This is a genomic window from Allopontixanthobacter confluentis (assembly GCF_009827615.1).
GTDB classification, from domain to species: domain Bacteria; phylum Pseudomonadota; class Alphaproteobacteria; order Sphingomonadales; family Sphingomonadaceae; genus Allopontixanthobacter; species Allopontixanthobacter confluentis.
In genome coordinates this window covers 900,687-915,302 of the sequence record NZ_WTYU01000002.1, presented here as the reverse complement: position 1 = coordinate 915,302, position 14,616 = coordinate 900,687, and the positions used below count along the sequence as shown (strand labels likewise).

Here is a 14,616-nt window from a genome sequence, read left to right as displayed (position 1 = left end):
CAAAGTTCTGCGGGAACCCATCGGCCCGCCCCGGCGTTCACATTCGGGAACCCGGCGTTTTGCCGGCACGTCCGGAGGATGGGTTTATGGGCATTACTGCAGGCAAAAACGCACCAGCCGGCTTTCGCCGCATTCTGGTTGTCGAAGATGATGCCTTGCTGGCCATGTCCATCGAACAGGCGTTGATGGATGCAGGCGCCGGCGAAGTTATCTTGTGCAGTTCGACAGAAGAAGCGCTGGCATCGCTGCGCGACCATCGCCCTGATGCCATGGTGCTGGACGTGCACTTGGCGGACCGGGATGATGGCTGGGCCCTGGCGGAACTCGTCAATGAAGTTGGCCCGCGCCCGCCGCGCATCGTATTTTCAACCGGCGCGCCGCAGGATATTCCGCAGGCTATCGCCGAACTGGGTTCGGTGCTGGAAAAGCCGTATGACCCTGCTGATCTGATCGAGGCAATCCGCGGACCTGAACGGCGCGGGCTGTTTTCGCTTTTACGCAAATCCTGATTTCAAAGTCCCCATCGCCGTTATCCTGACAAGCGCAGCTGTTTCAGCTGCGCTTGTCACGTGTTGCAGCGCCCAATGACTGCTACTTTGGCTGCAAATTGCATTTTCGACGTGATTGATGATTTTTACTGCCGACCCAAACGAAAAAAGGGCCTCCGCTCTTCTGATTGAGCGGAGGCCCTTCGGGATCGTATCACCGCCGCTTGGACGGGAGGGGGGGTCTCGGCGGTGATAATACCATAATGCCCCGCCAGGAAAGCAGTTCCCGCCCCTTGCGAAAAGATGCAAATAATTCTGCATTCAGTCAAAAGAGATTGCGATTTATCTATATTTTTGAGAGCATTATGGTTTCTTCGGAATATTGCAGGTTGGCACATGGCGGCAAATCCTGCTTATGCCAGCACCGGCTCGTTTAAGAATATGCATGTGCAGATTATTGCGCGAGGAACAATCACGACGCGCAGACGTTAAATTCGCGCAAATCTATGAGGGAAGGGTTACCATGTCACTTGGTGAACAGGTCGCTACAAATTTACCGTATTTACGCCGTTATGCGCGTGCGCTTACCGGATCGCAGGCAACAGGCGATGCATTCGTGCGGGCCACGCTGGAAGCAGCGCTGGCTGACGAGGAACTCAAAGCCTCGCTCGAAAACGGCCGGGTGCCGCTATACCGTGCCTTCAACAAGGTGTGGTCGAGTGCCTATCTCGAAGTGGACGAGACTTCGTCGCAAGGATCGGATCACGAAGATGCGGCCAATGCCCGCCTTCGCTCCATCACTCCGCTCAACCGGCAGGCTTTGCTGCTGACGACGCTGGAAGATTTTAGCATCGACCAGGCAGCAGAGATCATGGATCTGGATTCCGCTGACGTGGAATCGCTGGTGCAGGAAGCGGTTGAAGAAATTGACCGCGAATCCACCACCAGTGTGCTGATCATCGAAGACGAGCCGCTCATTTCCATGCAGCTGGAAGACCTTGTGTCGTCCCTGGGTCATGAAATCTGCGGTACGGCCGCCACGCGGACACAGGCACAGGAAGTGGTGGCAGAACGCACCCCGGGGCTGGTTCTGGCTGACATCCAGCTGGCTGACGGTTCTTCGGGCCTCGACGCGGTTGATGATATTCTGGCTATCGGCAGCGTGCCGGTCATTTTCATCACGGCCTATCCGGAACGCCTGCTGACAGGCGACCGGCCCGAGCCGACCTATCTGGTGACCAAGCCATTTCAGGAAGCCACTGTGCGGGCTGCAATTAGCCAGGCACTGTTCTTCGGATCGAGCCGGCCCCTGTCCTGACAACCCGCGAACCATCGCAAGCCTATTGAAAAGGCCCGCCAGTATCTGGCGGGCCTTTTTCGTGGGGACAACGGTGCCGGCAGCGTCATGCGCAACCCCGCTATCAGCAACCCCCCACCTATCACCAACAGGTGCGTAAGGTAGCCGCCTATTCGGATCAGGATGTGCGTTTTGCGCGCATGGCAAAATCGCTCGGTGTGCGGATGGGCACGGTAATGACACAGCGCACGCCTGCCGGGTTGAAGTCCAGTTCGACAGGACTTTGCAATTCATGGGCGACGATCTTTTCAATCAGATCGGTGCCGAACCCCCGTGTGCGGTCCTGCTTTACAGGGGGACCATCGCTTTCCTGCCAGACAATTCTGGCCACGCCGTTTTCATGCGTCCAGGTGACGCTTACTTTACCGTCAGCGACCGACAATGCCCCATATTTGGCGGCATTGGTGGCAAGTTCGTGGATGGCAAGGCCCAGCGACAAAGCTTCGTTCGGTGCCAGATCGACATCGCTGCCAGCAATGGTGGTGACCCCGCCATCCCCCTGCGCATAAGGCGCCAGTTCCGCTTCAATCACAGCCTTTACAGGGGTCGTGCCCCATTCCGACTGCGTCAGCAGATCATGGGTGGCAGACAAGGCGCGAATCCGGCCATCGATACCTTCGGCAAAATCATCCAGCGATGTGGTCCTGCGGCGTGTCATGGCGATGATCGACAGCACATTGGCAAGGGTATTCTTGACCCGGTGGTTCAATTCACGGGTCAGGGAATTGCGGATGGAATTTTGTTCATGCAGCCAGGTCAGCGAAGCCCGGTCCTCTAGCGCCTGCTGCGCCAACAGCCGGGACATCAGCATCAGCAGGGTGGCCACCAGCATACCGAATATGAGCGTGGCCATTGAAAGCTGGGAAAGAGAACCGCTCTGCGCCGATACCACCAGCAGGGTCATCGGGTGGTTGGCCACCATCACCTGTTCCGAAACCGCATCACCGGCCTTAGTGCCCAGGGGCACTTCGGCCAGCAGGTTGGCGTCGGATATTTCGCCGTCATACAGGCTGATGCCGGATTTGCCGCGGCCTTCCAGTTCCAGCGCCGACAGCAGGAAATCCTGCGAATTGAACGGACTGAATATAAAGCCTTTCAGCTCCCGCCTGATCGCGCCATTATTGTATACCGGCATATAGATGAGGAAACCCGGCTCATCGCTGGAGCCATCCTGTTGCAGAATGATCCGGCCGCTGGCTGTGGGGCGGTTGTTGGCCACCGCGGCATCCATCGCGGCTTTGCGGGTTTTTTCCGAATACATATCAAAGCCGAGTGCCAGCCTGTTTCTGGCAGTGTCGGGCTGCAGATAGGTGACCGGCACAATCAGGCGCTGGGCCGGGCCGGGTGCGGGACGGACCCTGTTGAAACCATTGGTGCTGGATTCCAGCGCCGTTTCAAACCGTGTCAGATCGGATGGCCGTACTGCCTCGGCCCAGCCGATACCCCCACCGCCACGATAATCTGTGTCGAGCCGTAATTCGTTCACGAACTTGCGAAACAGGGGCGCCTCTACCTCGTCAACCGTGGCCAGCAACGCGGCCCCTGCCCGCAGATAGGATGAACTGGCACTGCCGCGCCGCTCTATCGCAGAGGCAACGGCCTGCGCTGTTTCGCGTAACCGCCCCCGGTCGCGCTGGTTTTCGCCCTTCTCGATGGCATAGACGCTCAAAGCGGTGATCGATGCAATGAGCAGAAAAATCGCCAACGGGACGGCGCGCGGATAATCCACGAGCAACTGGCGTGCCCGTCTGATCCGATTTTCCGCCCGTTCCAAGGTTTGCACGCCTTTCTACAACGCCGCGTCTCCGGTCGCCTATATCTAATGTCTCGTGCAGGGAACCAAAGAAGCGCCTCTTCGTTCCCCGATATAAGAATGTATTTCATCTTCCGCGCACAGCGGTTACGACGCGGAATGATCAGGGATGTTTCAAACAACACATGACGTCTGAAAAGAACGAAAAGCCCGAGAAAGGTTCGGAAAGCAAGAAAATGACTGGCGAGCAACAGCGCCCCGAATGGGCCAACGGCTTGCGCCAACTGTATGATGCTGTCGTGGAAGAACCGCTTCCCGATACTTTCAAGGATTTGTTGGCGAAGCTGGACAAGAAGTCCTGATGGCTGACGATACCCGCACGCCCTCCCAGAAGGCTGATTTCAAACGCGAATTGACAGATGTCGTGCCGCATCTGCGTGCTTTTGCACGCGGCTTGTGCGGGCGTCCTGATATGGCCGACGATCTGGTACAGGAAACCATGTTGAAGGCATGGGCCGCTCAGGACCGGTTTGAACCCGGCACATCCATGCGCGCATGGACCTTCGTTATTCTGCGTAACGCCTATCTGACAGATATGCGCCGCAACCGTTTCCGCGGCGAATATGATGAAAACGTGGCCGAACGCATCCTGACAGCCCCGGCAGGCCAGGAAGATCCCATCCACCTGTCCGATATGCACCGTGCCTTGCTGACCCTGCCGCCGGAACGCCGCGAAGCGTTGCTTCTGGTGGGTGCAGGCGGTTTTTCATACGAAGAAGCGGCCAGCATTTGCGGCTGCGCAGTCGGCACGATCAAAAGCCGTGTCGGGCGCGCGCGATCTGCGCTTAATTCCATGATGGAAGATGGCGACATTCCGCAGCGTTCCGTCAATGATGCTACTGCCCACCGTGCCATTCTGAAAGAACTGGACATGGTTGCCAGCGGCAACGGACTGGCGTCAAAAGACTGATACATACCGGCGGATATTCTCCGCTGTGAGAAATCCGTTTGAAAATGGGACGCGCCGGTGCATTTGCTGACATGATGCAGCGATCTGCCGCGCTGACGCGCAACCGCACCTTGCCGGCTGCAATAAGGACGTTCGATGACAGGTGAAATCCCCTCTGCCGATCGCCCGCTGGCAGCCGATGCCGCCGCCAATCCGGGCCTGTCCCGCCCGCGCCGGCGAATGGCTTTTGCCGAACAGGAATTGCGCCTGATTTCCGCGCTGGTGCTGCTGCTCGGCGCCGGGTTCTTCCTTGCCCTGCCATTTGTCCTGTCCATCGGCTCAGTCGTATTTCTGCCAGTGGTGACAGCCCTGGTGCTGACCATCATGCTGTCCCCCCTGGCAGACAGGCTGGCAGCCTGGGGTCTGCCCAACACGCTGGCATCCATTGTCGCTCTGCTGTCGTTTTTCGCAATCCTGCTGATGGCTCTTGCACTGATCTTGCAACCGGCGATTGATCTGTTTGAACGCGTGCCAGCCATGGCAGAAAAAGTGGGCGAACGATTTACGGAATTTCAGGCTGAATTTGCCTGGATTTCGATCACCAATGACCGGCTGGCAGAAGTAACCGGCCAGTCAAACGGGCGCGAAGTCGTGCTGGCAACACCGTCAGTCATGCAGCAACTTGCCTTTGCTACGCCATCGGTGGTTCTGGAAACGCTGCTGACGCTGCTGATGACCTTCTTCATGATCGAAGCGCGGGTGCGTATGCGGCGGCACTTGCTGCTTGATCGCACATCATTTGGCACCAGCATCAAGGCAGCCCGCGCCATGCGCGAAATGCAGGACCGTGTGGCGGCCTATATTCTGACTGTCACCTGGATCAACGGATGCGTGGGTGTGGTGGTGGCACTGGGTGCATGGGCGCTGGGCGTTGAAGCCCCGGTCATGTGGGGCGGGCTGGCGGCGCTGCTTAATTTTATCCCCTATATCGGCCCGCTGATCATGACAGCGCTGCTGGCGCTGTTCGGCATCGGAACGGCAGAAACCGCATTTCTGGGCATGATCCCGGCGCTTGCCTATCTGGGCCTGCATACGGTTGAATCAAACATTGTCACACCGTCGATATTGGGTGCCAGATTTACCATGAACCCGGTGATGATCCTGATCGCGCTGAGTTATTTTTCCTGGATTTGGGGCGTTTTCGGCGCGTTGCTATCCGTGCCGATCCTGCTGATGCTCACCGCGTTTTTCGACCATGTGGGCCGCCCCAATCTGGTTGGGTTTTTCTTCGGTGAACCGCTGTTTTCAGGTGAAGCGCTGGAACGCGGCGCCGAAAATGCGGCAGAACAGGGCATTGCTGCCTGACCAGCACGTGAGGGCCCATTGCATTGCCCCGACGCCTTACGGCATAAAAAAGGCCCGCCATGGAACACCATGGCGGGCCTTTTGCATAATTTGTGCCTGTCGTCAGATCAGGCGGGATATTTCCATGTGCTGCCGCGCGCCAGATTGTCAGACGCAAATGCCCAGTTCAGTTTCTTGTTGAGCACACCGTCAAGATAGGCAGGACGCTTGTTCTGATGGTCGAGGTAATAGGCGTGTTCCCATAGATCGATCACCAGCAGAGGGTTGAAGTCGCTGTCGGCCAGCGTATCGCCATCATGGGTTTCTTCGATGGACAGCTTGCCGCCCTTTTCCGCGAGCCAGACCCAGCCGCTGGCGAAGTGGCCTGCGCCCTTCTCAGCCAGTTTGGTTTTGAGGTCATCAACCGAGCCGAATGCTTCGTTGATAAGCGAAGTCAGCTCGTCTGACGCGGCGGTGGTGTCCTCCGCAAGCGAATGCCAGTAGAAGCCGTGATTGTAGGACTGGGCTGCATTGTTGAACAACCCCTTGTCCGAACCGCGGGCCGCGGCAATCACGTCTTCCAGCGACTTGCCATCATTATCTGTGCCTTCGACAGCTGCGTTGGTTTTGTCGATATAGGCCTGATGATGCTTGCCATGGTGATACGACAGCGTTTCCGCCGAAATCACAGGGTCCAGCGCGGTGTCTGCGTAAGGCAGCGGGGTCAGTTTGAAAGCCATGGTATCTCCATCGGTCGATTGTCGAGAAAACAGTGTGTTCACAATTCCAACGCCTGTCGGGCAAAAGAGTTGCAAGGTTTGCGTCTAGTCCTGAGTAGAACGATCAACCGTCGCTGTCACGGCCACATTCATTGTCACATTGGCCAGTGTCCGCATGATGTCTGGCAGCATTTCCACTGCCACCAGCAATGCCAGCGGTTCCACCGGCACCCCCATGGCAATGGCAATCGGCCCGATTGAAACGACAAAGCTGATGGAACCGGGCAGGCTGACAGAGCCGACGCTGATCACAAAGGCCACGGCAATGCCGGCCAGCATCTGCGCTGCGGTCAGTTCAACCCCCGCCAGCGATGCCACATAAATGACTACCGCCAGGTTCATGGCCGGGCTGGTCGCACGGAAAATGGCGACTGCCAGTGGCAGCACGAAATCCGCCGTTCGTTCCCGGATACCCAGCCTGCTGGCGCTGTCCAGCATGGCGGGCAGGCTGGCAAGCGAGCTTTGCGTGCTGATGGCGACTGCCTGCGCCGGAACCAGCGCCCGTGCAAATTTCAACGGCGAAATGCCCCCGCCCAGAAGCGCCAGCAGATAGGCACCCAGCAACACGATCAGCCCCATGGCAGAAACGGTCAGTATATAGTGGCCAAGCGTGGCAAACGCGCCCCCGCCGCTGCGTGCGGCAACCCCCACGGCCAGCGCAAACACGCCCACTGGCGCGGCCCACAGCACCCAGCCGATGATGGTCAGCATGGTATTGGCCAGCGCCCGGAAGAACCCCAGCAGCACCGCCCGCTGGCTGACCGGAATACGCACCATGGCAAGGGCAAACAGCGCGAAAAATATAGTCAGCGGAAGCATGGCGGTTTCGGCGGCTGCAGCAATGACGTTGGGCGCAATCAGCGATGTAATGAAATCGGCAATAACCGGCACTTCCTGCGCGGCCATATCGCCTGCCTCCAGCATGCCTGTGGCCGCCTGCGGGATGGGGAATGCCTCCAGCAGCAGCGGCATCGCCAGCACGGTGGCTGTCCCGCTGGCAATCAGCACTGCAAAGACGCAGGCCAGCATCAGGCGCGCGGCCCTGCCTGCGCGCGCCGCCAGCGCCATCTGCGTAATGCCCAGCACCAGCAAGCCAGCAACCAGCGGAATGATGGTCATCTGCAAGGCGCGCAGCCATAGCGACCCCACTGGCTGGGTAATGGCAAGAACCATATCCAGCGCAGCGTTGTCAGCCAGCAGCAAACCGGCCACCAGGCCCGCAATCAATCCGCCAAAAGTCCACCACACCGGAAGGCGGATGGAAACCAGACTGTCGTCATCGGTTGTTTTTACGTCTGTCGCATCAGGCAAATTGGCTACTCCCCTTTCCTTTGGCTGTTTAACGCGCCAGAAGCCGCTGGCAACACAATGCACGCCGCGCGGTGCAGCTGAACCATGCAGCCGTGCCGCTGGCGCACTTAATTGAACTGGGATAAATATGGGACGCAAATTTTTTGGCACTGACGGTATTCGCGGGCGCACCAATGAAGGCGTGATGACCGCTGCCACTGCCATGCGGGTCGGGCAGGCAGCGGGCCGCCATTTCCTGCGCGGCGACCACCGCCACCGGGTGGTGATTGGCAAGGATACCCGCCTGTCCGGATATATGATGGAAAGCGCGCTGGTGGCAGGCTTTACCAGCGTGGGCATGGATGTGGTCATGACCGGCCCCCTGCCCACCCCTGCCATTGCGCTGCTGGCGCGGGAATTGCGCGCCGACCTTGGGGTGATGATTTCCGCCAGCCACAATCCGTTCGAGGATAATGGCATCAAGCTGTTTGGCCCCGATGGGTTCAAACTGTCCGATCAGGACGAGATGGCGATTGAAACGGCAATCCAGACCGATCAGGAACTGGCACCTTCCGGCGATATTGGCCGGGCCCGCCGGATCGAGGATGCACGCGGGCGCTACATCCATGCCGTAAAGGCATCCCTGCCCGAACATATTCGTTTCGACAGCCTGAAGATCGTGGTCGATTGTGCCAATGGCGCCGCTTACGAGGTCACGCCTTCCGCCATTTGGGAACTGGGTGCCCGGGTGATCACGCTGGGCGTCAACCCCAATGGCCGCAACATCAATGATGGCGTGGGCTCCACGTCACTTGCTGCGCTGAAGCAGGCGGTGATTGCCGAAGGCGCCGACATCGGCATCGCGCTCGACGGTGATGCGGACCGGCTGATTGTCATCGATGAAAAGGGCCAGACAGTCGATGGCGACCAGATCATGGCGCTGATCGCAACCCAGATGGCGCAAAGCGGCAAATTGAAAGGCGGCGGAATTGTCGCCACGGTCATGTCCAACCTGGGGCTGGAACGCTATCTTGAAAGCCAGGGCCTGACGCTGGAACGCAGCAAGGTGGGCGACAGATATGTGCTGGAAAAAATGCGCGCGGGCGGCTTCAATGTGGGCGGCGAACAATCCGGCCACATGATCATGCTGGACCATGCCACCACGGGCGATGGCACCATTGCCGCGCTTCAGGTGCTGGGCGCTCTGGTCCAATCAGGCAAAAAGGCGAGCGAATTGCTGCATATGTTTGATCCGGTGCCGCAATTGCTCAAGAATGTGCGCTATTCCGGCGCATCACCGCTGGATAATGCCGCGGTTCAGCAAGTGATTGCCAATGCAGAGGCAGAACTGGCGGGCAAAGGCAGGCTGGTAATTCGGGCATCAGGCACCGAACCGCTTATCCGCGTAATGGCGGAAGGCGATGATGCAGAGCAGGTCCACGCGGTGGTGGACCGCATTTGCGATGCGGTTGAGAAAGCGGTCTGATGCTGGAGATGCGCCCCCAATGCGAACGCTGCAACACAGCCTTGCCAGCGCAGGACAGCGGCGCGTTCATTTGCAGCTTTGAATGCAGCTTTTGTGCAAATTGTGCCGAGGAACTGGATGATCGCTGCCCCAATTGCGGCGGCGAACTGATGGACAGGCCAACCCGCAGCAGCCAGTTGCAGGAAAAATATCCGCCCGGCACGCAGGCCAGTTTCGGAAAATGAGCTCGGCTTCTTCTTCTGGCCCCTCTTCTGGCCCCTTTTCTGGCAATGCTCCAACACCCGTTCCGCAGCCAGCGCGGATATTGGTCATTGCCGGATCGGACAGTTCAGGCGGGGCAGGCATTCAGGCCGATATCAAGACCATCACCATGTTGGGCGGATATGCGATGACTGCGATCACCGCGGTCACTGCACAAAATACGCTGGGTGTCAGCCAGGTGCTATCCCTCTCGCCCGGAATGGTGGCAGCGCAGATTGACGCCTGCCTGTCGGACATTGGCGCAGATGCCATCAAGATCGGCATGCTGGGTTCGGCTGAAATCGCACAAGTGGTGGCGGACTGCGTGGAGAATACCGGCATTCCTGTGGTGTTTGATCCGGTCATGGTGGCGACCAGCGGCGCGGTGTTGGCCGATAGTGATACGATTGCCGCTTTCGACCGGCTGATGGCGGCGGCAACGCTGACCACACCCAATGTGGCAGAACTGGCCGCCTTGGGCGGATTTGCGGGAATGCAGCGGCGCGGCGCAATCTATCTGGCAAAAGGCGGGGACGCTGGCGGCCCGCAAGTGGAAGACCGGCTGGTGCGCCCCGGTCTGGCAGACATCACCTGGCGCGCAGCGCGGATCGAAACGCGCCATACGCATGGCACCGGCTGCACCCTCTCAAGCGCCATTGCCACTGGCCTTGGCCAGGGCATGACGCTGGAGGATGCAATTCTTGCTGCCCGCAAATTTGTCCGGGCTGCCCTGCGGTTCGCCCCAGGTTTCGGTGCAGGGTCAGGGCCGCTTGGCCATCAGGCAGTCACCGGCTGACGGCGCCTTACATGACCCTGCCTTGAGATTTATTCTTCCAGATCGTAGAATTTGGCGATGTGCGTCCATGCTTCTTCGGCAGTTTCGCACCAGCGGAACAGGTTCAGATCTTCATGGTTGATCGTGCCTTCATCGGCCAGGGCTTCAAAATCGATCACCTTGTTCCAGAATTCCTTGCCGAACAGCAGGATCGGCATGGCTTTCATCTTGCCGGTCTGGATCAGGGTCAGCAGTTCGAAAAATTCATCGAACGTGCCAAACCCGCCGGGGAACACTGCGACAGCCTTTGCTCGCAACAGGAAATGCATCTTGCGCAAGGCAAAATAATGGAACTGGAACGACAGATATGGGGTGACATAGCTGTTGGGCGCCTGCTCATGCGGCAGCACAATGTTCAGCCCGATGGATTCCGCGCCGGCATCAGATGCGCCATGATTGGCCGCTTCCATGATGGACGGGCCGCCACCTGAACAGATGACGAACTGGCGTTTGCCATCCTGAATGATGGATTTTTCGCTGGCGATGCGCGCCAGATTATAGGATTCCTGATAATATTTCGCTTTTGCCGCAAGGCGCTTGGCCACGGCCTTCTTGTCGCCGGTGGCATTGGCGACCAGCGCCTCTGCCTGTTCGGGCGAGGGAATGCGCGCCGAACCATACATCACCAGCGTTGAACCAACGCCGGCTTCATCCAGCAGCATTTCGGGTTTCAGCAATTCCAGCTGAAAACGGACGGGGCGCAATTCCTCGCGCAGCAGGAAATCGCGGTCCTGAAAGGCCAGCTTGTAAGCGGGATGTTCGGTCTGCGGAGTGCTGTGGGGAACCGCCTTGGAAAATTCGGCCTCTTTTTCGGCAGGATAGAATTTGCGGCCCGACAAGTCGTGATCTTGATCAATTTTTTTATCTGTCATGCGGCGCAATTAAGGAGGGCCATGCCGAACGGCAAGGTGCTTTTTATCAGCGCGAAGATGAGGTTTGGCCCAAAAGCTGGATGCCCCGTGAGGATTCGAACCTCAATTGACGGAGTCAGAGTCCGTAGTCTTACCATTAGACGACAGGGCAATATGCGAAACATGGCATAGAGCTTGTAAGCGGGCGTGCATCTAGTTTTGCTTGAGGCCCGCGTCAAGGGCGCTTTCGCCCCAGAATGAAACTCACCGGCGCTAATCCATCCACACGGCGTGCTTGCCCCCTCGCCCTGCCGCCGCTAGCATCGGCCCCAGGTCCCCGCGAAACCTTCGCGGGAGGAAAAGAAAGTAAGTGTAATGGCGGAATTTTCTCCGCCGGACAGTCAGAATAGGGCTGAACAAAACGAGGTCGACAAGTCCGGCAAGGTAGCCGATTTTCGCTACAAGCGTCCCTCGCAGCCAGACACACTCGCGCCCGGTGCCAACAGGGCTCCGCGCCGCGACAAGAAACGCGGCAAGAAGCACGGCCAGAAACAGGGCCAAAAACAGGGCCAAAAACAGGGCCACCAGCACCACAGCAAAAGCAATGGCAGAAGCAACGGCCACGACGCGCAGCCCGAACCATCGCCGGCAAAGCCTGCTGCGACATTCAGCGGCGGTGAGGCAGATGCCATCGCACTGGAGCCATCAGCGCCCCACCGGCGGCAGGCCTATGCCGCGCTGGACCTGGGCACCAACAATTGCCGCTTGCTCATCGCCCGGCCCGAAGGCGAGAATTTTACCGTAATCGACGCCTTCAGCCGGGTTGTCCGGCTGGGTGAAGGCCTGGCCATGTCGGGCAGGCTGAGTGACATTGCGATGGACCGCGCATTGGGCGCTTTGCAGGTATGCGCGGAAAAGCTGCGCCGCCGGAATGTGCATCTGGCCCGGTCTGTCGCGACAGAGGCGTGCCGCCGCGCGTCCAACGGCATGGATTTTATCGAACGCGTGCGGCAGGAAACCGGCATCGTGCTGGATATCATCACCGCGCAGGAAGAAGCGCGGCTGGCAGTTCTTGGCTGCCACATCCTGCTGGAAGGCGGGCAGGGCCCGGCCGTCATTTTCGATATTGGCGGCGGCTCAACCGAGTTGATCCTGATCGAACCGGGCGGCCCGGTGCCGCGCATTCTGGATTGGCAAAGTGTGCCGTGGGGGGTGGTGTCACTGACCGACACGGTTGGCCGCGCTGAAGGCAAAACGAACGAACGGATGACGCGTTATGGCGAAATGCGCCGCATCGTTTCGGAAAGTTTTGCCCCCTTTGCCGAACGCATCGCCCAAACCGCGCGCGATTCGCAGGAAATCCGCCTGCTGGGCACCAGCGGCACGGTGACAACTCTGGCCAGCCTGCATCTTGAACTGCCGCAATATGACAGGCGGGCGGTGGACGGCCTCATCGTGCCATCAGCATCCATGCGCGACATCAGCGAGCGGCTTTCCACCATGTCCCCTGAAAACCGGCGCAAACTGCCGTGTATCGGCAATGACCGGGCAGATCTGGTAGTGGCAGGATGCGCAATTCTGGAATCAATTCTGGACATCTGGCCCGCGGACCGGTTGGGGGTGGCAGACCGCGGCATTCGCGAAGGCATCCTGCGCAGCCTGATGGCCGCCGATGTCGAGGGCGAGAAAAGCCGCGCTGCGGTTAAAAGTTTACGGAGTGACCCGATATGAGCCGTTCAGGCCGCGATCCCGACAAGCGTGTGCGCACTGCCAAGGGGCGCACCGCATCCAGCGTCCGCTGGTTGGAGCGGCAGTTGAACGATCCCTACGTCAAACTGGCAAAGGCGGATGGCTATCGCAGCCGTGCGGCCTATAAATTGCTGGAACTGGATGAACGGTTCAACCTGCTGAAAGGTGCAAAACGGGTCGTTGACCTGGGCATTGCACCCGGCGGGTGGAGCCAGGTGGTGCGCAAGGCCAGCCCCAAGGCGGCCATTGTCGGGATTGACCTGCTGCCGACCGAACCGATTGACGGCGTGATCATATTCGAAATGGACTTCATGGCCGATGACGCGCCTGCCGCATTGGAAGCGGCGCTGGACGGGCGGCCCGATCTGATCCTGTCCGACATGGCCGCCAATACGGTGGGCCACAAGCAGACCGACCATTTGCGCACCATGGGTCTGGTGGAAGCCGGCGCGTGGTTTGCAGTCGATAATCTGGCACCGGGTGGCACCTTTGTGGCCAAGGTGCTGGCAGGCGGGACTGATACTGAATTGCTGACCCTGCTGAAAAAGCATTTCACCAGCGTAAAACATGCCAAGCCCCCCGCCAGCCGCAAGGGATCATCGGAATGGTATGTCGTCGCCCAGGGTTTCAAGGGCCGCCCGCAGGACGCCTGATTTACGTGGGTTAAGTGAACCCTCCCGCTCAATAAAAAGGCCCCGCTTGCGCGGGGCCTTTTTATTGAATTCATGTGCGTGGCCGGTCAGGCAGCAGGCTTGTCGGCCGTTGCTTCGCCTGCGGGCACTGGCGCTGCCACTGCGCCTGCCGCTTCCCCGCCGAGCGTTTCAGTAGCTGGCACGGCACCGTCCAACACAGCATCAGCCGCAGGTTCCTCGGCTGCTGGCGCTTCTGGTGTTGGCAATGCCGGACCGCCGCCATTTTCACGCATATACAGAATGATATTGGCACGGTCCGCAGGGTTGCCGAGGCCAGCGAAGCTCATCTTCGTGCCAGCAGCAAACGCACGCGGGCTTTTCAGCCATGCGTCAAGCGATTCGTAATCCCAGTTTCCGCCATGGCCTGCAAGATCGGAACTATAGGCAAAGCCGGCAGCGTGTTTACCAATGCCGGCGCCAACCACGCCGTAAAGATTGGGACCGATGCCTGCTGGTCCGCCCTGCGCGATGGTGTGGCACGCAGTGCATTTAGCGAAAATCTTTTCACCAGCGGCCGCATCGCCCGTGGCCAGCAGCGTGGCCAGCGACGGGCCAGCATCTTCGCCGCCTTCTTCAGCCGCGCCCTCAATCGGGTATCCGCCTTCTTCGGGAAGCTCTGCCTTGTCGGCGTGATATACGCGCGAACTGACGGCAGAAAGGCCCAAAGCGATGATCCCGGCGAAAAGCACCCATCCTGCGGTAGTGTTAAAACGATCGTCCATGCGTCAAGAATCCGGCGTCTGCGTTAAGTGAATGTATCGCGCGCCGCTTTAGGGCGGGCCAGACAAGACTGCAAGTGCGGC

Annotated in this window: 15 protein-coding genes and 1 tRNA gene; 10 read left to right on the top strand and 6 right to left on the bottom strand. The window is 59.1% G+C overall.

What is annotated here, in order from left to right; genetic code table 11:
* Nucleotides 1–86 precede the first annotated feature (86 nt).
* Both GRI44_RS12705 and GRI44_RS12700 read left to right on the top strand, forming a co-directional pair.
* Nucleotides 87–509, top strand: a complete 423-nt coding sequence (locus tag GRI44_RS12705) for a response regulator (RefSeq protein ID WP_160602110.1) — start codon at nucleotides 87–89, stop codon at nucleotides 507–509.
* A gap of 502 nt (nucleotides 510–1,011) precedes the next feature.
* Nucleotides 1,012–1,806, top strand: a complete 795-nt coding sequence (locus GRI44_RS12700) for a response regulator (RefSeq protein ID WP_160602109.1) — start codon at nucleotides 1,012–1,014, stop codon at nucleotides 1,804–1,806.
* A 157-nt stretch (nucleotides 1,807–1,963) separates the two neighbouring features.
* On the opposite strand, the gene GRI44_RS12695 is transcribed toward GRI44_RS12700, so the two are convergent.
* Entirely contained in the window at nucleotides 1,964–3,619 is a 1,656-nt protein-coding gene (locus tag GRI44_RS12695; RefSeq protein ID WP_202386340.1) for a CHASE domain-containing protein, read from the bottom strand.
* A gap of 164 nt (nucleotides 3,620–3,783) precedes the next feature.
* Here GRI44_RS12695 and GRI44_RS12690 point away from each other — a divergent pair, with 164 nt between their 5' ends.
* The 3 genes from GRI44_RS12690 to GRI44_RS12680 all read left to right on the top strand — a co-directional run bounded on the left by GRI44_RS12690 (nucleotide 3,784) and on the right by GRI44_RS12680 (nucleotide 5,912).
* Complete coding sequence (locus GRI44_RS12690) at nucleotides 3,784–3,960, top strand: NepR family anti-sigma factor (protein ID WP_160602108.1); 177 nt, start codon at nucleotides 3,784–3,786, stop codon at nucleotides 3,958–3,960.
* Nucleotides 3,960–4,568, top strand: a complete 609-nt coding sequence (locus GRI44_RS12685) for a sigma-70 family RNA polymerase sigma factor (protein WP_160602107.1) — start codon at nucleotides 3,960–3,962, stop codon at nucleotides 4,566–4,568. The genes GRI44_RS12690 and GRI44_RS12685 overlap by 1 nt, the downstream gene beginning before the upstream one ends.
* A 135-nt stretch (nucleotides 4,569–4,703) precedes the next feature.
* A complete protein-coding gene (locus GRI44_RS12680; RefSeq protein ID WP_160602106.1) occupies nucleotides 4,704–5,912 on the top strand; it encodes an AI-2E family transporter in 1,209 nt (402 codons plus the stop codon).
* Nucleotides 5,913–6,019: 107 nt separating this feature from the next.
* On the opposite strand, the gene GRI44_RS12675 is transcribed toward GRI44_RS12680, so the two are convergent.
* Complete coding sequence (locus GRI44_RS12675; protein WP_160602105.1) at nucleotides 6,020–6,631, bottom strand: superoxide dismutase; 612 nt, start codon at nucleotides 6,629–6,631, stop codon at nucleotides 6,020–6,022.
* 84 nt (nucleotides 6,632–6,715) lie between these two features.
* Nucleotides 6,716–7,981, bottom strand: coding sequence for a dicarboxylate/amino acid:cation symporter (locus GRI44_RS12670; RefSeq protein ID WP_232843139.1), 1,266 nt, complete (start codon nucleotides 7,979–7,981; stop codon nucleotides 6,716–6,718).
* A gap of 127 nt (nucleotides 7,982–8,108) precedes the next feature.
* Between GRI44_RS12670 and glmM the strand changes: the two genes are divergently transcribed.
* From glmM to thiD, 3 genes are read left to right on the top strand one after another with little or no spacing between them, the layout of a single operon-like run.
* Entirely contained in the window at nucleotides 8,109–9,446 is a 1,338-nt protein-coding gene (glmM, locus tag GRI44_RS12665) for a phosphoglucosamine mutase (protein ID WP_160602103.1), read from the top strand.
* Nucleotides 9,446–9,670, top strand: a complete 225-nt coding sequence (locus GRI44_RS12660; RefSeq protein ID WP_160602102.1) for a DUF1272 domain-containing protein — start codon at nucleotides 9,446–9,448, stop codon at nucleotides 9,668–9,670. Before glmM ends, GRI44_RS12660 begins: the two co-directional genes overlap by 1 nt.
* Entirely contained in the window at nucleotides 9,667–10,482 is an 816-nt protein-coding gene (gene thiD / locus GRI44_RS12655) for a bifunctional hydroxymethylpyrimidine kinase/phosphomethylpyrimidine kinase (RefSeq protein ID WP_160602101.1), read from the top strand. The genes GRI44_RS12660 and thiD overlap by 4 nt, the downstream gene beginning before the upstream one ends.
* A gap of 29 nt (nucleotides 10,483–10,511) precedes the next feature.
* Here thiD and GRI44_RS12650 read toward each other — a convergent pair whose 3' ends face one another.
* Nucleotides 10,512–11,393: an LOG family protein gene (locus tag GRI44_RS12650; protein ID WP_160602100.1), complete on the bottom strand. Its 882-nt coding sequence runs from the start codon at nucleotides 11,391–11,393 to the stop codon at nucleotides 10,512–10,514.
* A 77-nt stretch (nucleotides 11,394–11,470) separates the two neighbouring features.
* Nucleotides 11,471–11,544: transfer RNA gene (locus GRI44_RS12645), tRNA-Gln, on the bottom strand.
* A 203-nt stretch (nucleotides 11,545–11,747) separates the two neighbouring features.
* On the opposite strand from GRI44_RS12645, the gene GRI44_RS12640 reads away from it, so the two are divergent.
* The gene (locus GRI44_RS12640) at nucleotides 11,748–13,103 is read left to right on the top strand and encodes a Ppx/GppA phosphatase family protein (RefSeq protein ID WP_160602099.1); all 1,356 of its coding nucleotides are present in this window, start codon (nucleotides 11,748–11,750) and stop codon (nucleotides 13,101–13,103) included.
* The gene (locus tag GRI44_RS12635; protein ID WP_160602098.1) at nucleotides 13,100–13,774 is read left to right on the top strand and encodes an RlmE family RNA methyltransferase; all 675 of its coding nucleotides are present in this window, start codon (nucleotides 13,100–13,102) and stop codon (nucleotides 13,772–13,774) included. Before GRI44_RS12640 ends, GRI44_RS12635 begins: the two co-directional genes overlap by 4 nt.
* Before the next feature lie 86 nt (nucleotides 13,775–13,860).
* Here the strand turns inward: GRI44_RS12635 and GRI44_RS12630 are convergent, their stop codons facing one another.
* The gene (locus GRI44_RS12630; RefSeq protein ID WP_160602097.1) at nucleotides 13,861–14,535 is read right to left on the bottom strand and encodes a c-type cytochrome; all 675 of its coding nucleotides are present in this window, start codon (nucleotides 14,533–14,535) and stop codon (nucleotides 13,861–13,863) included.
* Nucleotides 14,536–14,616: the final 81 nt, after the last annotated feature.